Origin of the sequence: Streptomyces lusitanus (assembly GCF_042647945.1) — a bacterium.
GTDB lineage: Bacteria > Actinomycetota > Actinomycetes > Streptomycetales > Streptomycetaceae > Streptomyces > Streptomyces pseudogriseolus.
In genome coordinates this window covers 98,625-117,569 of record NZ_JBHRWL010000033.1, presented here as the reverse complement: position 1 = coordinate 117,569, position 18,945 = coordinate 98,625, and the positions used below count along the sequence as shown (strand labels likewise).

Annotated in this window: 20 protein-coding genes and 1 pseudogene; 12 read left to right on the top strand and 9 right to left on the bottom strand. The window is 72.0% G+C overall.

Annotation, left to right across the window (positions count from 1 at the left end):
• Positions 1-79 precede the first annotated feature (79 nt).
• On the top strand, positions 80-391 hold the full coding sequence (locus ACFOSY_RS32420) for an SCO4225 family membrane protein (RefSeq protein ID WP_394313903.1): 312 nt from the start codon (positions 80-82) through the stop codon (positions 389-391).
• Positions 392-882: 491 nt separating this feature from the next.
• On the opposite strand, the gene ACFOSY_RS32415 is transcribed toward ACFOSY_RS32420, so the two are convergent.
• Entirely contained in the window at positions 883-2,964 is a 2,082-nt protein-coding gene (locus ACFOSY_RS32415) for an ATP-binding SpoIIE family protein phosphatase (RefSeq protein ID WP_394313901.1), read from the bottom strand.
• 577 nt (positions 2,965-3,541) lie between these two features.
• Here ACFOSY_RS32415 and ACFOSY_RS32410 point away from each other — a divergent pair.
• The 3 genes from ACFOSY_RS32410 (at position 3,542) to ACFOSY_RS32400 (ending at position 5,510) form a co-directional block, all read left to right on the top strand.
• Positions 3,542-4,150 (top strand): hypothetical protein, encoded by a 609-nt coding sequence (locus tag ACFOSY_RS32410; RefSeq protein ID WP_394313899.1) that lies wholly within the window; start codon positions 3,542-3,544, stop codon positions 4,148-4,150.
• 77 nt (positions 4,151-4,227) lie between these two features.
• Positions 4,228-4,779, top strand: a complete 552-nt coding sequence (locus ACFOSY_RS32405) for a SigE family RNA polymerase sigma factor (RefSeq protein ID WP_394313897.1) — start codon at positions 4,228-4,230, stop codon at positions 4,777-4,779.
• Positions 4,776-5,510 (top strand): hypothetical protein, encoded by a 735-nt coding sequence (locus ACFOSY_RS32400; protein ID WP_394313895.1) that lies wholly within the window; start codon positions 4,776-4,778, stop codon positions 5,508-5,510. Before ACFOSY_RS32405 ends, ACFOSY_RS32400 begins: the two co-directional genes overlap by 4 nt.
• 68 nt (positions 5,511-5,578) lie before the next feature.
• On the opposite strand, the gene ACFOSY_RS32395 is transcribed toward ACFOSY_RS32400, so the two are convergent.
• From ACFOSY_RS32395 to ACFOSY_RS32385, 3 genes are all read right to left on the bottom strand, one after another.
• A complete protein-coding gene (locus ACFOSY_RS32395; RefSeq protein ID WP_394313893.1) occupies positions 5,579-6,163 on the bottom strand; it encodes a TerD family protein in 585 nt (194 codons plus the stop codon).
• Between the two features lie 125 nt (positions 6,164-6,288).
• Positions 6,289-7,056, bottom strand: a complete 768-nt coding sequence (locus ACFOSY_RS32390) for a polysaccharide deacetylase family protein (protein WP_394313891.1) — start codon at positions 7,054-7,056, stop codon at positions 6,289-6,291.
• 243 nt (positions 7,057-7,299) lie between these two features.
• The gene (locus ACFOSY_RS32385; protein ID WP_394313889.1) at positions 7,300-7,470 is read right to left on the bottom strand and encodes a hydrophobic protein; all 171 of its coding nucleotides are present in this window, start codon (positions 7,468-7,470) and stop codon (positions 7,300-7,302) included.
• A 136-nt stretch (positions 7,471-7,606) separates the two neighbouring features.
• On the opposite strand from ACFOSY_RS32385, the gene ACFOSY_RS32380 reads away from it, so the two are divergent.
• Entirely contained in the window at positions 7,607-7,780 is a 174-nt protein-coding gene (locus tag ACFOSY_RS32380) for a CsbD family protein (protein WP_394313887.1), read from the top strand.
• Between the two features lie 405 nt (positions 7,781-8,185).
• Here the strand turns inward: ACFOSY_RS32380 and ACFOSY_RS32375 are convergent, their stop codons facing one another.
• Positions 8,186-8,920 (bottom strand): translation initiation factor IF-2, encoded by a 735-nt coding sequence (locus ACFOSY_RS32375; protein ID WP_394313885.1) that lies wholly within the window; start codon positions 8,918-8,920, stop codon positions 8,186-8,188.
• 368 nt (positions 8,921-9,288) lie between these two features.
• Here ACFOSY_RS32375 and ACFOSY_RS32370 point away from each other — a divergent pair, with 368 nt between their 5' ends.
• Positions 9,289-9,954, top strand: coding sequence for a fascin domain-containing protein (locus ACFOSY_RS32370; protein WP_394314482.1), 666 nt, complete (start codon positions 9,289-9,291; stop codon positions 9,952-9,954).
• 177 nt (positions 9,955-10,131) lie between these two features.
• Positions 10,132-10,635 (top strand): lamin tail domain-containing protein, encoded by a 504-nt coding sequence (locus ACFOSY_RS32365; protein ID WP_394313883.1) that lies wholly within the window; start codon positions 10,132-10,134, stop codon positions 10,633-10,635.
• Between the two features lie 79 nt (positions 10,636-10,714).
• On the opposite strand, the gene ACFOSY_RS32360 is transcribed toward ACFOSY_RS32365, so the two are convergent.
• Positions 10,715-12,622, bottom strand: coding sequence for a TerD family protein (locus ACFOSY_RS32360; RefSeq protein ID WP_394313881.1), 1,908 nt, complete (start codon positions 12,620-12,622; stop codon positions 10,715-10,717).
• A 207-nt stretch (positions 12,623-12,829) separates the two neighbouring features.
• Here ACFOSY_RS32360 and ACFOSY_RS32355 point away from each other — a divergent pair, with 207 nt between their 5' ends.
• Both ACFOSY_RS32355 and ACFOSY_RS32350 read left to right on the top strand, forming a co-directional pair.
• A complete protein-coding gene (locus tag ACFOSY_RS32355) occupies positions 12,830-13,111 on the top strand; it encodes a hypothetical protein (RefSeq protein WP_394313879.1) in 282 nt (93 codons plus the stop codon).
• Positions 13,108-13,506 carry a PIN domain-containing protein gene (locus ACFOSY_RS32350; protein WP_394313876.1) on the top strand — a complete coding sequence of 133 codons (399 nt, stop codon included), beginning with the start codon at positions 13,108-13,110 and terminating at the stop codon, positions 13,504-13,506. Before ACFOSY_RS32355 ends, ACFOSY_RS32350 begins: the two co-directional genes overlap by 4 nt.
• Before the next feature lie 65 nt (positions 13,507-13,571).
• Here the strand turns inward: ACFOSY_RS32350 and ACFOSY_RS32345 are convergent, their stop codons facing one another.
• Positions 13,572-14,291, bottom strand: coding sequence for an 8-oxoguanine DNA glycosylase OGG fold protein (locus tag ACFOSY_RS32345; protein ID WP_394313874.1), 720 nt, complete (start codon positions 14,289-14,291; stop codon positions 13,572-13,574).
• A gap of 80 nt (positions 14,292-14,371) precedes the next feature.
• Positions 14,372-14,863: pseudogene (locus ACFOSY_RS32340) on the bottom strand (HAD-IA family hydrolase); the annotation flags it as partial.
• Between the two features lie 309 nt (positions 14,864-15,172).
• Between ACFOSY_RS32340 and ACFOSY_RS32335 the strand changes: the two are divergent.
• Both ACFOSY_RS32335 and ACFOSY_RS32330 read left to right on the top strand, forming a co-directional pair.
• Entirely contained in the window at positions 15,173-16,429 is a 1,257-nt protein-coding gene (locus tag ACFOSY_RS32335) for a hypothetical protein (protein WP_394313872.1), read from the top strand.
• A gap of 128 nt (positions 16,430-16,557) precedes the next feature.
• Positions 16,558-17,124, top strand: a complete 567-nt coding sequence (locus tag ACFOSY_RS32330) for a DM13 domain-containing protein (protein WP_394313870.1) — start codon at positions 16,558-16,560, stop codon at positions 17,122-17,124.
• Between the two features lie 31 nt (positions 17,125-17,155).
• Here ACFOSY_RS32330 and ACFOSY_RS32325 read toward each other — a convergent pair whose 3' ends face one another.
• Positions 17,156-17,677, bottom strand: coding sequence for a nitroreductase family deazaflavin-dependent oxidoreductase (locus tag ACFOSY_RS32325; RefSeq protein WP_394313868.1), 522 nt, complete (start codon positions 17,675-17,677; stop codon positions 17,156-17,158).
• A gap of 171 nt (positions 17,678-17,848) precedes the next feature.
• Here ACFOSY_RS32325 and ACFOSY_RS32320 point away from each other — a divergent pair, with 171 nt between their 5' ends.
• On the top strand, positions 17,849-18,937 hold the full coding sequence (locus tag ACFOSY_RS32320; RefSeq protein WP_394313866.1) for a PP2C family protein-serine/threonine phosphatase: 1,089 nt from the start codon (positions 17,849-17,851) through the stop codon (positions 18,935-18,937).
• The last annotated feature ends 8 nt before the right edge of the window (positions 18,938-18,945 follow it).

The window sequence follows — 18,945 nt, the reverse complement described above, 5'->3', positions numbered from 1 at the left end:
GCCTTGAGGTGTGTCCGCGCCACGCCCGGGGAGCATGCAGGGACATGCCCAACCGTCGGCAGGTGAGGAGTCCCCCCCCATGACCGGACACCCCGACCGCACACTCCCCGCCCGCCTGCGCCACCTCTACGGCGACGCCTTCGCCCTCGCCTACCTGGGCGCCTGCGCGGCACTGACCGTGTGGGCGCTCGCGGCGAGCACGGCCGAGAACGAGGACGCGTTCCTCGCGGGCGTCATCCCCGTCCTCGCCACGGCCCCCGTCAGCGTCGTCGCGCTCGCCCTCCCGGGCGGCGTGCCGAGCTTCGTGCTCGCGGTGGCTTCGGGGGCACTGGTCAACGCCGCGATCATCGGCTGGTGCGGACGGCGACTGCGGGGGCGGGCGGGTCGCTGAGGCGGGGGTGCGCCGTCGTAGGGCGTGCCGTCCTGGCCTGGCGGTTCGCCGGGGGTCGTGCGTGCCGGATGGTCGGGCGGCCGGGGCGCTGAGGGGAGAGGCGGGGTGTGGCGCCGTCATCGGGCGTGCCGTCTTGGCCCCCGTGGTGCGCCGATGGCCGCCGCCTTTACCGCCGTCGGCAGAGGCTCCGTCACGACCGCGCCGAGCGCCGAGCGCCGAGCGCCAAGTGCCAAGTGCCAAGTGCCGAGCGCCAAGTGCCGAGCGCCGGGGGTCGCCGGGAGGTGCCGCGCCACGCGGAGAACATGTGGGCCGATGTCGTCCGTGAGCGGGTGGCTGACACGGCCGCGGGCGGCGAGGGCGGTGTCGCCTGTGTGCGCCGCCCCGGCGACGACACCGCCGGTGTCCGCCCGGGCGCCCCCCGCGCGCCGAAGCGCACGACACCCGCACCCCCGCCCACTGTTCGCGCGCCCGAGGCTCCTCGGGCGTGCCCCTCAGACCCCGGCCGTGTCGAAAACGTCCACCGCCGTGAAGAGGTCCTCCGGTGCCTCCTCGCCGAGCCGTTGCTCGGACCAGACCGTCTTGTCGTCGCGGCCGTGCCGGACGCCCCAGTGGGTGCTGAGCCGCATCACGATGAACAGCCCCCGCCCGCCCTCGTCGCCGGACCGGGCGTGCCGCAGATGGGGGCCGGCGCTGGCGGCGTCCGTGACCTCGGCCAGGAGCCGCTCGTCGTCGTGGATGAGCCGCAGCCGGACCGGTCCCTTGCCGTGCACGATGGCGTTGGTGACGAGCTCGCTGACGATGATCTCGGTGGTGAAGGCGCGGTCGTCGAGGCTCCAGACGGCGAGCTGCTGACCGACGAGCCGGCGGGCCGTGCCGACCACGGACGCGTCCGCGGGCAGCGTCCAGTCGGCGACCCGGTCCGGCGGCAGACACTCGGTGCGGGCGAGCAGCAGGACGGCGTCGTCGTACCGGGAGGGCGTCATGCGGTAGAGGGCGGTGTCGCACAGCTCCTGGAGGGGGCGGGACGGGGTCGCCAGTACGTGCTCCAGGCGGTGCACGGCGTCCGCGTCGCCGTCCCCCGCCCCCTCGGCGCCCAGCAGGCCGCCGGTGACGTGCGCGATCAGGCAGCCCGGCGGGAGGTGCGTGACGGCCGGGAGGAAGGCGGCCCCGTCCTCGGCGCCCAGCGGCGGGCCGAGCGGCACGTCCACGCCGATCGGCGAGCCGTCCGGGTCGACCAGGATCGGGGCGGGATGCCCGGCCCGCATCATGGAGCACTGCCGGGAGACCGGGTCGTAGACGGTGACGGCGCAGGTCGCGAGGTACGGGTGCCCGTCACGGGAGTCGACGGCCGTGAGCTGCCCGGCGACCTCGTCCAGATGCGTCAGCACCTCGTCGGTCTCCAGGTCCTGCAACGCCAGGGTGCGCAGCGCGACGCGGAGCTGCCCCATGGTGGCCGCCGCCTCGATGCCGTGACCGGCCACGTCCCCGACGACCAGCGCCACCCGCGTCCCGGACAGCGGGATGACGTCGAACCAGGCCCCGCCCGCGCTCTCGGGCAGGTACACGTGGGCGGTCTCCACCGCCGACAGGCGCGGGGTGACGCCCGGCTGGAGCCGCCGCTGGAGGGCGGACGCCACCGCGTGCTCACGGCGGTAGCTGCTGGCGTTGTCCAGGTGCACGGCCGCGGTGGCGGCGGACTGCCGGGCCACGTCCAGGTCCGCCTCCTGGAAGGCGTCCACCCGGGCGCGGTACAGCGTCAGCAGCCCCAGCACGGTGTCCCGGGCGGTGAGCGGCGCCACGATCATGGAGTGGACCTCCCGCCCCAGCAGGGTGGCGAAGCCGTCCGGGTCGGTCGCCAGCCACGGGTCGTCCGGGGTGACCTGCACCAGCCGCGCGTGCGCGTCGCTGAGCGACTGCGTGTACGGCGTGGGGAACGGGAACGGACGGCTGTCGCCGGTGCGCCGGACCGGCTCGACCGAGTCGGGGGCGGCGAAGGCGATCCGGCGCAGCGGCACGGACGTCGGCAGGGGACCGGACGGGGGCGCCGCACCGGCGGGGTCGTCGTCCAGCAGGTCCACGGCCGCCGCGTCGGCGAACGCCGGCACCAGCGCCGCGACCAGGGCGTCCGCCGTGGCCTGCACGTCCAGCGTGGCGCCGACGGTCCGGTGCACCGTGCTGAGCGCGGCCAGGCGGTCCGCCGCGGCCTGCCGCTCGGTCACGTCCTCCACGACGCCGACCACGCCGGGGCCGTCGCGCAGCGGGAACAGCGCCACCTCCACGGCGATCGTCGAGTGCGGGTCGGACGGGTTCCGGCCGCGCAGCAGCCGGCCGCGCAGGGGCTCGCCGGTCGCGAGCACCTCGTCGATCAGGTGGCCGATCTCCGGTTCCATGTCGGGCGCGAAGTCCCGCACGTCGTGGCCGACGACCTCGCCGGCGGGAAGGGCGCGCACCCCGCGCGCGGACGGGTTGTACCGGGTGACCTTGCGGTCGCCGTCGAGCAGGAACATCCCCTGGGGCGAGCCGGCGAACAGCGCGTCCAGCACCGCGGCGTCGTCGACGGGGCCGTCCGGCACGGCAGACTCCCTTCACGGGCCCATCCCCTCCCGGCCTCCTTTCACCCTCTCGCATCACCGGCGCGGGGCAACTCGGACGGTCTCCGCGGACGCGGTACCGGCACGCCGGCACCGCGGTATGCACGGTGTCACTGGACGCGGTGAGCGCTCCGGTGACACCGGCACGGGCACGTCGCCCCCCGTACGGCCACCAGGGTGCCGGGCACTCTTGCACGCCGGGCGCAGACCGCACGGGGCCGGTCGCGCAGTTCCCCGCGCCCCTGAAGGGGCGCTGCCCCCGCCGCCTGCGGGCAGTCGTGCCGCTTGGGGCGGCACGGGTGGGCGCAGGCGGCACCCCCCAGCGGGCCCGCGCCACACGCCGCGGTGCGCGCCGCGCCGTACGGCGTCGACGGGGCCCGAGCGTCCAGGGCGGCGGCGGAGGGCCCCGTACGCCCCTGAGGAACCGCGTGGAGAATTCCCCCCGCGGGTGTCATCCGGTGGGCCGGGTGCCGGGGTTTGTACGGATGGAGAGGCGCCCTCCGTCCATCAGATCGCCCGGGTCCGCAAGGGCCCGTGTTCCACGAGGAGTTGCCCGTTCATGAAGCGGACACTGAAGTACCTGGCCGGTGCGGCCGTCACGGCCGCGGTGGCCGGCATGGCCACGATGGCGTACGCGGCGCCCCACGACACGGCCGGCCGCGCGGCGCACTCCGCGACGGTGACGGCGCAGGCGGCGAGTGCCCAGGTCGCCGCCCCGGCGGCAGCCAAGCCGCACGCCCCCACACCCCGCATCGTCCAGCCCGGCGAGCGCGTCACCGGCGCGCCCGGCTTCGAGCTGTGGCTGACGCCCGAGGGCAAGCACTGGACCACGCCGGACATGCCCGAGGGCCAGTTCCGCAGCGTGGTCGACGGCAACATCGACCTGACCACCCCCGGCGTCTCCGTCCAGTTCGAGGGCACTCCGGAGCGCGTCTACCTCTCCGGCCTGTACTACGGCGGCAAGGGCACGGCGTCCGTCGTCGAGCTCGAGACGCAGGCGGGACCGCTGCGCGGCAAGCTGCTGGAGCTGCCCGGCCGTCCCGGCTGGGGCGTCTGGTACGCCACCGCCAAGCCCGTACCGGCCGACGACGACTCCTGGCACTTCGTCTCCGAGGTGACCGTCCGCAACACCAAGGGCAAGGTCTACGCCTCGATGTCGCTGCGCTGACCCCGCGGGCGGGGGACCGGCCGGTCCTCCGCCCCGGCCCACTCCCCCCACCAACCCGACGCAGAGGAAACCGGTCCGTGCCGCACGAGACATCCGACGCCTTGCCGGAACACCCCGACTTCGCCGCCTACGCGGGTGCGGCCTGGGCCCGTCTGGTGCGGACCGCCCTCCTGCTCACCGGGGACTTCCACGAGGCCGAGGATCTCGTGCAGACCACCCTGGCCAAGGTGTACGCCCGCTGGGGACGCATCCCGCCCGACGACGTCGACTTCTACGTGCGGCGCTCCCTGGTCAACAACAACATCAGCCGGACCCGCAGACGCCGGGTCACGCACCTGCTGATGCCGTTCCTGCCGGAGCGGGTGCACCAGTCCGACCACGGCCACGCCGAGTCCGTCGAGTCCCGCGCCGCGATCACCGAGGCCCTCGGCTCGCTGTCGGTGCGGCAGCGGACCGTGCTGGTGCTGCGGTACTGGGAGGACCTGCCCGAACCGGCCATCGCCGAGGTGCTCAACTGCTCGCTCGGCACGGTGAAGACGCATGCGCGGCGCGGCCTGGAGGCCCTGCGCTCCCATCCCGCGTTCACCGCTCCCGAGCGCCCACACCCCATTCCCGGAGCCCGCCCATGAACCACCTCGAACCGGTAGCAGAACCGGACGCGGAGCCCGCCGATCCCGTCGAGAGCGAACGGCTGCGCGAGGCGCTGGCCGCCGCCGCGTACGACGTCACGCCGTCCCGGGCGCCACTGGCCGCCGTGGAACGCCGCGGCCGGCTGCTCCGCCGCAGACGCCGTACGACCGTGCTGGGCGCGGGCTGCGCCGTCCTGCTGGCGCCGCTGGCCTTCGTCACGCTGCACGGCCCCGACGACGGAGACCGGGTCACGCGCCCGGCCGCCACGGTGTCCGCCTCGCCCCGGCCCTCCCCCTCGCCGAGCGCACCCGCGCCGACGCCGCGCATCGTCGCCCCCGACGAGCGGGTGACGGCGGCGCCGGGGTTCGTGCTGTGGCTGACGGAGGAGGGCAAGCACTGGACGACGCCGGACATGCCCGAGGAGCAGTTCCGCAGTGTGACCGACGGCAACATCGAGACCACGGAGCCCGGCGTCACGGCGCAGGCCGAGGGGACGAGGGAGAGGACGCTGCTCTCGGGCCTCTACTACGGCGGCGCGGGGACGGCGTCGTACGTCGAGATCGCGACGGAGGACGGCCCGCTGCGCGGCACGCTGCTGGAGCTGCCCGGCCGGCCGGGCTGGGGCGTCTGGTACGCCGTCGCCGACACCGCCGACTGGGGGACGGTCACCGTGCGCGACACCGAGGGCCGCGTCTACGCCTCGCTTCCCGGATCGGCCGGGCGTCCCTGACGGGGGAGGGCGGCCGCGACACCCCGGCCGGTGCCGTGGCCGCCCGTTTCCCTCTGTCTACTTGCTGTCTACTTGCTGACGGCGAACCGCATGAGGGCGTGCTCGTCCCCCTGCTTGATCTTGCCGGTCTCGTTGATCACCTCGAGCTTCCAGCTGTTGCCCACCTTCACGGCCTTCGCCACGGCGCAGCCGTTGTCCTGGCTGAGCAGGCTCGGCCAGATGTCGGCGACCTGCTGGCTGCTGCCGCCGGACGCGTCGTAGACCTTGAAGCTGATGTTGCGGGCCTTCTGGAAGGAACTGCCCTTCTTGTAGGCGGCCGCGACGAACACGATCGCGGTGATCGCGCCCGGCAGCCGGGAGAACTCGACGGTCACCGTCTCGTCGTCCCCGTCACCGTGGCCGGTCTGGTTGTCGCCGCTGTGCAGGAGGGAGCCGTTGCCCATCGGGTCGAGCGAGTCCAGGCCCGCCAGGCGCACCGGGTCGCTGCCCGACATGGCGACGGCGATCAGGTCGAGGTCCGTACCGGTCTTGCGGCGCAGCTTGCCCAGCACTCCGCCGCTGGCGCCTGCGGTCGGGTCCCAGGAGACACCGATGGAGAGGTGCGTGACCCCGTCCAGGTCCGCGGGGCCGTCTTCCTTGGTCAGCGTGATCATTGAACGAGCCATCCTTCGTCGACGGGTGTACGGCCTTGAGTCTGCCTGGCAACGGTCCATCCTGAACAGGCGGGTCTGCCCGGAAACGCGAGCGTTGCGGGCGGCCGGCGCGCCAGGGCGGGCGGTCAGCGCACCGGGAAGCCGAAGGAGTAGCCCTCTTCCTTCAGCCAGGGCAGCACGCGGCGCAGCGCCTCGACGGTCTGCGCGCGGTCGCCGCCGGCGTCGTGGAAGAGGATCGTCGGCCCGTTGGACAGCTCCCGCTGCACGGTCTCGACGATGGCGTCCGCGCCCGGCTGCTCGAAGTCCTTGGTGTCCACGTTCCAGCCCAGCGGGCGCATGCCGCGGGAGGCGGCGACCGCGCGGCTGTGCGGGGTGAACGCCCCGCCGGGCGCCCGGTAGTAGAGGGGACGGACGCCGCCGGACGCCTCGGTGATCATGCGCTCGGCGTCGAGGATCTCCTTCGACTGGTACGCCTCGGACTTGCGGTCCATGGAGGTGTCGTGGGAGACGGAGTGGTCGCACAGCACGTGCCCCTCCGCGACGATCTCCTTGACCAGGTCGGGGTGGGCCTGCGCCTGGACGCCGGTCAGGCAGAAGGTGGCCTTCACGCCCTCCTCGCGCAGCAGGTCCAGCACCTGGGGCGTCCAGCGCGGGTCGGGTCCGTCGTCGATGGTGATGTTGACGCCGCGCGGGCCCGCGTCGGAGGCGTGCGCGATCGTGGGGGAGACCCGCTTCACGGCGGCCGGCTTCGCGGACGCGTTGGCTCCCGGGTCGCCGCTCACGACGTCGGCCTGGGCGGTGTACACCGAGGCGCCGACGGCGAGCACCGTCACCCCGAGCGCGGCCCCGACCACCTTGCCGTACCAGCTCCGTCCACCGCCGTGCCGCGCCATGTCCCGCCCCGCTTTCCCTGTCGCTCGTCGTCGCCCGCCCGTGTCCCGGAACTCCCGGAACTCTGCGGACCACTGGACAGGACGGGACGCGGACGTCCCCGGATGCGTCCGTTACGGATCACGGACATATCCGGGGACGTTCGCGGACAGAACGACGGGGCGGGGCGTCCGCGACGGACCGGGGGCCCGGTCACCGCGGTGACCGGGCCCCCGGGGGCTGGTGAGGCGTCGGGACGCGGCGCGTCACCAGCGGTACCAGCGGCCGCGACCACCGCCCGAGTGGCTGGAGCGCATGACGAAGCCGAGCAGCCAGACCACGAGGACCGCGATGGCGATCCACCACAGGATCTTCACGGCGAAGCCGGCGCCGAACAGGATCAGGGCAAGAAGCAGAACGAGCAGCAAGGGAACCATAGTTATCGACCTCCTGCCGCACCGTTTGCCCTCGACCCACAGCCGTACACCTCCCCGCCGCCTTGTTTGTGAAGGAGAAGTGGGGGCACTCGTGAGCCACGACGCAGTGCCCGAACGCTACAGGGAGGCATGTTCCGTGAGTGCCGGTGAGAAGGCCAAGGCGAAGACCGAGCAGGCGCAGGGCAAGGCCCAGGAGGCCCTGGGACGCGCCACCGGTGACGACCGCATGGAGGCGGAGGGCCAGGCCACGAAGAGCAAGGGCGACGCCCGCCAGGCCAAGGAGAAGACGAAGGACGCGTTCAAGCACTGACCCTGCTTCCACACGTTTTACCCGCCCGCGTGGGGCCGCCCCGGATGTGCACCGGGGCGGCCCCACGCGGGCGCGTGCGTCTCAGGTGCGCCGGGCGGCGAGCCGGTACACGCCGTAGGCGATGCCGAGGACGACGTCGACGGCGGCCCAGACGAGGAAGACGATCTGGACGGCCAGGAAGACCCAGAGGAACACGCGGCGCCTCTTCCCGGGCGGTGGCTGGGGCGGCGGACCGAACCCGGCCGGAGCCGGCCGACGGTGGTTCCCGGGCGGGGCCGGCTGCGGTGAACGCGGCCCCCGGTGCGGCTCCTGAGCGCGGTGTCGTCGGCCCATGACACCCTCCTCGTCCTGCCGGCACTTCAGCATGCGCCCGCCGGGGCACGACCGCTCGACGAGGAGCCGTGATCAGTGCGGCGGTGGCGCCGGGTGCAGGGCGTTGTCGGCCGAGCAGCCGCCTTCGCCGGGCATGCGTTGGATGCGGGAGGGCATCCAGACGTTCGTCTCGCCGGGTTCCACGACGGCCAGGACGCAGTCGATCGGTTCGTACCGGTACATCGGCGGGGAGAGAAGGATGCCGACGCGTCCGTCCTCCGTCTTCACCTCCGTGGTGATCTCCGGATCCATGTCCAGCCCGTCCAGCACCCGCCGTACCTCGGCCTCGTCCACGCGGCCGCCCGCCGGGACGCGCGGCAGCTTCGCCTCGAGCGCCGCGTACGGCACCTCGGGCGGCTCCGGAGGCGGCGGGAAGCGGAGGGGAGGGCCGTCGGGGCAGTCGATGTCCCGTGCCTCCTCGCCCCACTCCAGCGACGGGGACACCCGCACGGTGAAGCAGCGCCGTACGGTGACCGTCTGCGGGTCGAGTCCCGACTCGGGCGCCGAGCCGGACGTGCGGACGATCAGCTCCACCCCGTCCCCGTCGTTCGTGGCGGTGCCCGTGACCCGCAGCACCTCCACCCCGTCCAGGACCGACGCCGCATAACCCACTTCATCGGCCGTGCGCGGCAGTTGACTGTCCAGGCGCTTGCCGACGTTCGTGGCTTCCTCGCGCGCGGCGTCGGTCGCCTTCTCGTCGCCCGACTGGATCACCCCGCACCCTGTCAGGGCCAGCAACACCGGTGCGAGCAGCAGAAGTCGACGCATGCGCTCACCCTCCCCCGCGCCCCGCACGACGCACATCCGTTCAGCTACTCAGATCCCAACCGTGACGTCGGCCCCGCCTCGGCCTCGCCGCCGTAGCGACCCTGAACACTTCGGGAAGGGTCGTGATCGAAAGGTGAACCCCCACGCAAATGGACACGAAGTCACTTCCGGAACACACGCCCCCCTTGTTTCCATGATCTCTGCCGCGTCACAAGACGCGGGGGACCGCCGACGTGCCTGGGGAGAGGCGCCGACCGCGGTCCGCAAGGGGGGGCGAGAGATACGGGAAGGGGCTCCTGCGCGGCCCCGCCGTCTCGCCGCACCCGGATTCCGTTCCGAGAAGGGTGAGGAAAACAGCCATGAGACGTGTGACCCCCGTACTTCTGCCCCTCGCTGCCCTGCTGGCCGCCTCCGCGTGGACCGCGCCGACCGCCGGGGCGACCCCGTCGGCCGCCGGCCCGTCGGTGACCGTCCCCAGCGGCTGGGAGAAGGTCGACGCGGACGAACTGTCGGCCGTCGCGCGCGACGCCGACGCCCGTGAGGCGCCGCTCGCCGCCGGCGACGGCGTCTCCGCGCAGGCCGAGGAGCCCGAGCTGCTGGCCGTGCAGTCGCTGGTCAACGACCGTTTCGTCGCCACGGAGAAGTCGTACCCGGCGCCCAACACCGGTGTCCTCCGCGCCCGCTCGGACGCCTACAACGGCTCCTGGGAGGGCTTCGCCTTCGAGTGGGACGAGGCCACCGCCACGTACGCGCTGAAGTCCCTGGCCAACAACCGCTATGTGGCGGTCGAGAAGAACTACACCGGCAACGCCCAGAACGTGCTGCGCGCCCGCTCCACGAGCGTGGGCGGCTGGGAGCGGTTCGCCCTCTACTACAACGAGACCGAGGACCGTTACGCGTTCCAGTCCACGCTGAACGGCCTCTTCGTCACGATGGAGAACAGCTACACCGGCTCGCTCCAGTACGTGCTGCGCGCCCGCTCCACCGACATCGGCGGCTGGGAGCAGTTCGCCCTCTGGGGCATCGAGGGCTGACAGCCCCGACGCACGGTCCCAGCGGTCCCGCCCACCCCTCGTCCCGGGGTGGGCGGGACCGCGCGTTGGGGCGCGTGGATACATGGGCGATTACATGTTCTTCACATCAGCATCATCATATGAACACCTCTCGGTATGCTCCGGATGCTCCATCCGCACCACTGAGGGGGGAACCTCATGCGCATCCGGCGCACCCTGACCGTCACCGCCACCACCGCGGCCGTCGCCGCGCTCGCGTTCACGGGGGCCGTACCGGCGCAGGCGGCCGAGTACTCCTCGGTCCTGAAGATCAAGGGCGTGCGGTACGACGCCCCCGGCCGGGACTCCAACAAGTGCTCGGGCGGGAACACCAGGAACGAGTACCTGACGATCAAGAACTACTCGAAGAAGACGAAGGTCAACCTGAAGGGCTACAAGGTCAGGGACCGCGTCGGCAACACCTTCGTCTTCCGGTCCAACCACATCCTCGAGCCGGGTGACTACGTCCACCTGCGCGGCGGCCGGGGCACCGACTCCGACGGCGGCAATGTCGTGTACCGCCAGAACTGCAACTTCATCTGGAACAACGACAAGGACACGATCTACCTGTACCTGCCGACCGGTAGGCCCGCCGACATCCACGCCTACACCAGGTCGGCGAACGACAGGGACGGCAACGGCTACATCACGTACCACGGCTGACGGCACGCCGGCCTGCACACGGCGGAAGGGGCCCGGGGCGGACACCGCCCCGGGCCCCTTGCGTGCCTGACCCCGGCGTTCAGTCGGCGACGTCCACCCCGTACCCGCGGGCGAGGGCGTCGAGGCCGTGGTCGTAATCCTGGCCGACGGCGCGGAGACGCCAGAGCGGGCCACGGCGGTAGATCTCGGCGAGCAGCAACGTGCGTTCGGTGGTGGCGGCGTCCAGCGTGGCCCGGGCCACGGGCGCCCCGCTGCTGCCGGGGGCCGCCCCGATCTGGATCGCGCCGACCGTGCCGAAGGTGGCGGCGCCGTCGACGGCCGCGGCGACGACGACCTTCCGCGTCGCGGGCGGCAGGGACGCCAGGTTCAGGGCGATGGTCTGCTCGGCGGGCCCGCCGGTCAGCAGACGCACCGTCCCGGCGGGGTTCTCCGGGGCTCCGTAGAACACGAAGTCCTCGTCGAAGGCGACCTGCTCGTCCTCGTCGAGGAGGAAGGCGACCACGTCGATCGCGCAGTCGGACCGCGACGCCCAGCCTGCGGTGACGTACCACTCCGGCGCGGGCCCGGCCTGCGGCATGGGCAGGTCGACGACACCGCCCCTCGGCAGCACCTGCGGCTCCTGGGACCTGGGCGCCGCGGAGGGCCGGTCCGCCGGGGTGGGGGCGTCCAGCCAGTGCGGCTCGTGCACGGGCAGTTCGAGCGCGCCGATGCGCTTCATGCGCCGGTCCTTCTCCCCTCCCGGCAGGAGGACGACGTCGGTGACGCTGGCGGAGAGGTTGATCGCGGCGGACCCGCCCAGCTCGACGACCCGGACACGGGCGGCGGCGGCCTGGGCGTGGACGCCGCCGAGCACGAGCACGCGGTGTCCGGCGAGCGGTTTGTCGGCGGCGCGGGGGGAGGGCTTCGGGCGGCGGGGTGAGGGGACGGCCGGGGAGGGGACGGCCACGGAGGTTTCTGTGACCGGGGCCTGGTCTGTGGCCGGTACCGGGACCTGGTCCGTTGCCGGCGCGGTCACCGGAGCCGCAGCCGGAGCGGGCACCGGGGCGGAAGGCGAGGTCGTGCCCGCGTGGGCCGTCCCCGGCCGTACGTCGTCGAGCAGCCGCAGGAAGGTCGGCTCGTCGATGACCGGCACGCCTTCGGCGAGGGCGCGTCGGGCCTTGGCCGAGGTGGACGCGGGCTCGTTGGTGACCAGCACACTGGTGTGCCGGCTGACCGAGCTCATCATGTTCAGCCCGGCGGCGACCGCCCGCCCGACCAGCTCCGCGCGTGCGTGGGCGGTCTCCCCTGTGATGGCGACCTTCATCCCCTGCTGGAGCGGACCGCCGGGCGTCAGACGCCCAGGATTGCGGTAGGCGCACGGCGTCTTCGGCGGATTCGGGGTGAACTGGGACTCCGCGCGGGGCGGGCAGGTCACCAGCGGCAGAGGAAGGTCGAGCCGGGCCGCCTCACGCAGGGACGCCCGCAGCACGCCGGCGAGCACCCGGGTGTCGTCGAGCGCGTCGTGGGCGCGCTGCTGGGGGATGCCGTAGTGGGCGGCGAGGGTGCCGAGCTTCATGTCGTCGGTGGGCGGGTCCACCTGACGGTTCAGGGCGAGGGTGCACAGCCGCTGCGACACGGGGAGCCACATCCGGGCCCGGGCGAACTCGTGGGCGAGGAAGTCGTAGTCGAACTGGGCGTTGTGGGCGACGAGAACCCGGTCCTGGAGCATCGCCCCGATCCGCCCGGCCACCTGGTCGAAGGTGGGCGCGCCCTCCAGCACGTCCGGGGTGAGCCCGTGCACCTCGACCGGCCCCGGGTCGCATCCCGGATTGACCAGCGTCGAGAACTCCCCGGTCTGCTCACCGTCGGGCCCCACCGTGATCACCGCGACGGACAGCACCCGGTCCCGCCGCGGCACGAGCCCCGAGGTCTCCACGTCGACCAGGGCGAAGTCGTAGGCGTAGTCGCCCGTGACGGGCACGTCCGGAAGGCGGGAGGCGAGAGTCATGCCGCACAGCATGATCGGATATGCGCCGCTCCTTCAACCTAGATGGTGATATCCGCACACGGGGGAGGGGGGAAGGGGCGAGGTAGGGCGCGGCACATCACCGCGTATCCGCCGGAAATGAACAGAATCGCACGTACGCGCCTGAGAGCCGGCCCTCTGCCGGCACAGGTGCCGCCGTTGTGCTATTCCTCATGGCATACTTGGAGTGTGACTGACGACGACGTCGACTTCCAGCCCGGTGACGGCCCCACCAGCGGCATCTCCGTAACCCTCACCGCCGGGACTCTCCAGGCCATCCGTGAGCGGGTCGGCAAGCGAGGTGTCTCGGCATACCTGGAGAAGGCGGCCCAGCGGCAGATTGAGCGCGACAACCTCGACGAGCTGATCGCAGATTTCGACAAGGTGCACGGCCCTGCCGACCCCGAGGCCGTGGCGGCCAAGCGTGCCCGGCTGACCGGAAGTGCCGGGAACGCCGGGGCGGCCGCGTGAGCGGTGCCCTTGTCCTGGACAGCGAGGGCCTGGCGAAGGCCGTGCAGCGTGACCGGGAACTCCATGAGTGGTTGACGGCGGCTCGCGACGCGGACCTGCCTGTGATCACCTCGGCGGCCGTGCTGGTCGAGGTGATCCACCCGAAGATCAACGACGCGGCACTGAAGTGGACTCTGTCCCGCTTGAGCGTCGAGCCGGTGACGCAATCCGTCGCGCAATCCGCCGCCGCCTTGCTCCGGGCGGCGGGACTGCACGGCCACAAGTACGCCATCGACGCCATGTTGTGCGCGACCGCCTTGCAGCATCCGGGCCGCGTGACGATTTTGACGTCGGACGTGGAAGACATCGGTCTGCTCACCGCCGGGCACCCGCGCCTGAGCGCGGAGAAGGTCTGAGTCTCGACGCCGCAGGGAAAGACGGTGCCCGCCGACGGACCTGCCCGCATCCGGGCGACGCTCACCTACTTGCGTGCCTGACCGCCGCCCGAGTCGAACAGCCAGCGCTCGATCTCATCGACCCCGACGTCCCGCCCGAGCCGCTCGCTCTCCTCGGCGGCCCAGCGGGCCAGAAGCGTGCAGTACCGCCCGTAGGTGCGTGTCGGCCAACGGCCGTTCCCGAGCGAATCCCACCCACAGGACTTCTTGAGCGTCGCGGCCACGCGCGAGTCAAGGATGGCGCAGGGATGACGGACCGAGCCCGCGCCGGCGAAGTACAGAAGCTTGGTCGAGAACGCGGGGCCCAGGTAGCGAACGGCGCTGCGGCCTTCCGGATGCATCACTTCGTAGGCCTGCGCCGCATCCACAGGGGCGGCAGCGAGAGCCGACCGCAGCGTCTTCACGACATGGGTTGTGTCATGTGCCACGGCTCGAATACGCCTCCGATTGAGCCGAAGCTTCATGCCGCTGCCCCAGGCGAGGACACGCCATGTGAACCGAAGAAGCTCCTCGTCGGACAGCGCAGGCAGCTTCGCTGCGTCGGTGAACAAGTCGCCGCGACGGAGGTGCATGACCCGCCGACCGGTGACAGGCGCTCCAGGCAGACGCACGGCGGCAACCTCGGCATTCCACCAAGCCGCGGCTATGGGAACGGCGTGGTCGTTGACCCTCTCCGTCCGGGGCGCGCGAAGAGCCTCTCGACAGGCGGTCGGCAACGGCAAACGGGACAGGTCGGTGGGCGCCATGCGGCAATCCTGCCGCGCCGGGACGACAAGCACCCCCGGCATCGCCGGCGCGGAAGCGATCCGTCGGCTGGACGTCGCCCCTAGACGAAAGGCGCGGCGCTCACGCCGAGCAACGCCTCGAGCTCGGCCACGGTTGCGGCTTCGTCTGTCGCGAGGACGGTGGTGATCCCCAGGGCCTCGGCGGGGGGCAGATTCCGAGGGTGGTCGTCGACGAACACGCAGGCCTGCGCGGGCAGCCCGAGACGCTCCAAGGTCAGCTCGTAGATGGCAGGGTCGGGTTTCGCGACGCGGACCTGTTCGGAGATGACGTGCACGTCGAACAGGTCCCAGATCCCTGCCCGCCTGTACGGGTTGAAGGGGTCCGTGCCGAAGCTGTTGGACAGGAGAGCGAGACGGTACCCCGCGTTCTTGGCCGCGCGTGCGAGCGCGGCCATGCGTCGGGCTGGGGACACCGCCGCCCAGGCGCGCCCCATCAGGTTGTCCGGTGCGACATGCGCACCGAGGAGGGCTGCGGTGCGCATGTTCCACTCCGCCTGGTCGATCTCACCGACTTCCAACGCCGCATACAACCGTCCCCTCCCTCGGCCTCACGGACGTCACCACGCACGCCACCCATTCACCCTCACGTATGTACGAAAACGACCACCGGCATGTCCCGGTATCAGAGATCATCTGATGACATGAGCCAGAGTGAGTCGCATGGGTAAGCGCCAGCGCCGGCGCCGGCGGGAACAGGCGAAGAAGAAGCTGACCGCTCCCTCTCCCCTCGTCATCGAGTTCCCACCCGGCGAGCCGCGCATCCGTGCCGTCATCAAGGCCGACTGCCCCCAGCAGGCACAGGAAGTCGCCGCCCAGTACTGGGAGATCACGGAGGAGGGCACATGGCCCGCGCGGTGGGCAGCATCGGTGACCAGCAATGGGCCGCGGCGACGGCCACGTCCGTCTCGCACGCCGTCCTGCTCAACTCGCTCTGCCTGCACTGTGATGAACCCCTCCGAGTCACCAACCGGTCGTGGGCCGTCAGGGTCGGCGGCAGGTACTTGGACCGGCTCAATGACCGATACCTGTGTCCGGAGTGCAGCGACGTCCAGCGGCAGGACGAGGAACGTGAGCGTGAGCAAAGCCTGCGGGCGGCGCGCGCCGAAGCGGAGCGGAAAAGGCTGAAGGCCGAGGAAGAGGCGCGGACCGTCGCCGCATTCCTCGCCGGCGAACAGGCGAAGGACGGATCGACGAGCCATCTGCCCTACCGCCGTCCGACCGCTCTCGCCCTGTACCTGGTCCTGGTCAACCACGCCGTCCACAACCCCGGCAAGCCCTTGCCCAGCGTGGCCGACCTGGGAGCCCTCGGATGGACGGGCGACACGGAAAGGGACACAGAGGCCCTCTTCGACATGTACCGCGCCCACCTCATCGCCATCTCCTCCGAGACACCGAGGCAGGCATTCGACATCTCCGACGAGGACGGCGAACTTCGCTTTTTTGCTACGGAGCTGAAGTGGCGCCTGGTGGGCGGCGGCCCGATGGTCACGGCCCACGAGCGCGCTGTCAGGACGCACTTCATGACCGCTCCCGGCCAGGAAGCTCACGACGACCGTCAGGCACTGGCCGAGCTCGTCGACCGCATGGAGGTCATCAACGTCATCTCCTACCTCGACGGCCTTCTGACCAAGAAGTACGACTACCCCGCCGTGCCGGAAGGGCGGCGCCAGGAACTGGCCGACGTCGTCAGGAAGGGCTTCGCGGCGGGTTTCACGCCGGGGCAGATGATCTGCTTCGCCTGGCGGGCAGCGGACTCGGCCGCGGCCTGGAAGGAGCGCAACGCGCACATGGGCCCGCCCGAGGCGTCCTCCGGTACGGTCACCATCCTCAACAGCAAGATCGACACCGCGATCGAGGTTCACCACGCCGTCCCGGAGTACGACCCGCCGCGCTGGCACCAACAGCCGGTCGGGCTGGCCGTGCTCAGGCAGTTGGACGCCGAGGTCAAGCGAGTCCGGGACCGCTCCGTGATCAGCGCCTGCGCCCAGTGCGACCACCAGGGCCTGCGTGAGACGGACACGGGAGCCCTGGTCCGCTGCGTCCACACGGCGGCCGTCCCTGAGCAACCCGAAGCACAGGAGTATCCGGCCGAAGCCTGACCAGCGGCCGGGCACGCGCACGCGGACACCCCGGCGACGTAAGCCTTTCGTCATCCGTCTCGGAGCACGGACCGCCCCCGTACGGCCGTTGAATGAAGCGGAGGAAGCACTCAGGGAGCGAGGCGAGCATGGCGCGTGGACGCGGGCGGCTGAGCAGGCCGCTGGTCATCGGGGTACTGGTGGCGGCGGTCGCCGGTGTCGGACTGGGGCTGTACTGGTTCCAGCCGTGGAAGCTGTGGCAGGACGAAACCGTGCGGGAGGCCCTGCCGGGTGTCGTGACCCCGGCCTCGACGACCCCTCCGGCCGGAGCGCCGTCCGCGTCGCCGGCGCCGCCTCCCCGGCCCCGGACGCTTGCGGACGGCGAGCTGATCAGCCACGAGCACGCCACCTCCGGCCGTGTGCGGCTGCTCCGGCTCGCCGACGGCTCCCACGTCGTACGGCTGGAGGACCTCGACACCAGCAACGGCCCGGACCTGCGCGTGTGGCTGACCGACGCGCCGGTGAAGGAGGGGCGGGCCGGCTGGCACGTCTTCGACGACGGGGCGTACGTGAGCCTCGGCAAGCTCAAGGGCAACAAGGGCAGCCAGAACTACACCGTGCCCGCCGGCACCGACCTCTCCCGGTACACCAGCGTGACCATCTGGTGCGACCGCTTCGACGTGTCCTTCGGCGCGGCCGAACTGGCCCGCGCCTGACGCCCCGTTCACGGGGGCCCGGGTGCCCGGTTCACGGGGGCCCGGGTGCGTCCCGGTCGTCCCGGCCGGCGGCTTCGAGCCGAACGAAGGGGATGGCCTTTCCCGCCTCGCGGAACGACGCCTCACCGCCGTCGACGGGAAGCCCCATGAAGCCGCACAGGCGGCGGGCGGTGCGGGGGTGCCGGCGCGCGTAGTCGGCCATGATCCCGGCGCCGTCCTCGGACGGCAGGAAGCGCGCGGTGACCGCGTGCGGCCGGTTGCCGAAGCGGATCAGGGTCTTCGGCTGGGCACGCAGGTTCAGATACCAGTCGGCCCGCGGGCCGAAGCCGGAGGCCACGGTCCAACTCGCCTCGGCCGGGTCGTGGGACACGACCTCGAGGACCGTCATGCGGTCGAGGTTGGAAACCCGGCCGGTGTGGTGCAGCAGCAGGAGCCGCTTTCCGAAGAGGGAGCCGAGTCCGGCGCGATACGCCAGGATCGGCAGGCGCAGGGCCAGGCGTCGCCATCCCGCGGGAGGTCCGGGACGGCTGTGCGCGGTGTCTTCGTCGGTCATGGCCGGACCTTCCACGTGTCGGGAATGTCGTCTCTCGGACTCGATTGGATAAAGACCCCGGAACGGGGAGCCTGTCGCGGAAGCCACCTTTGCATAGTCTAAAGGTTGGGGGAGGGAGCCTGCGGGGAAGACCGGCGGCTCTCGACAGCCGCGACATCGCAGGAGTGCCGCATGACCGAACGGAAGCCGCCGTCCAGCTGGACGCTGCTGTCCCGTATGCCGGTGGTGGTGATGGCGGTGGTCGCGGTGACGGATGTCGTGGCGGGTCCGAGTGTCGGCTTCCTGCCGCTGGTCTCCCTCGGACCGGCCTTCGCCGGCCTGGTCGGGGGATGGCGCCGTACGGCCTGGTTCGGGCTCGCGGCCCTCGTCCTGTGTGTCGCGCTCGGGCTGTACGACGGGCTGTTCGACGGGCGCCGGGGATATACCGCGCTGGCCTCGGTGGCCGGTGTCACCGGTGTGGGTGTCGCGGCCGCGGTGATGCGCTCGCGCCGGGAGGCGGAGCTGGCCAGTGTGCGGTCGATCGCGGAGGTCGCCCAGCGGGTGCTGCTGCGGCCGGTGCCGTTGACCGCGGGCCCGCTGCAGGCGGCGGTCTCGTACACGTCGGCGGTCGCCGAGGCCCGGATCGGAGGCGACCTCTACGAGGTGGTGGCCTCCCCGCACGGCGTGCGGGTCATCGTCGGAGACGTCCAGGGCAAGGGCCTGGCCGCGGTGGAGACGGCGGCCGTGGTGCTGGGCGCCTTCCGGGAGGCGGCGTACGACGAGACCGACCTGTCGGGGCTGGGCGACCGCCTGGAGCGAAGTGTGGCCCGGGAGCTGGAAGGGGAGAAGTTCGTCACCGCGATCCTCGCCGAGATCGGCACGGCTCACGAGGCGGTCTTCCTCAACTACGGGCATCCGGCCCCGATGCTCGTACGCGCGGACGGCACGGTCGACTTCCCGCAACCGCACTCCTTCGCGCTGCCGCTGGGCCTCGGCGCGCACGGCAGCGAGGACCCGAAGCCCTACCGGGTGGGCTTCGCCCCGGGTGAGCAGCTCCTGCTGTACACCGACGGCGTCACCGAGGCCCGCGACGGGCAAGGCCGCTTCTACCCCGTCGGTGAGCGGGCCCACCTGCTGAAGGACCCGGACGCGCACCGAGCCCTGGAAGCCCTGCGGGAAGACCTCGCCCAGCACTCCGTCGGACCGCCGCACGACGACGCCGCGATGCTCCTGCTGCGCTACCTCGGGCACGGGGAAGGAAGATCTGCCCCCACCCCATGACTGAGCGG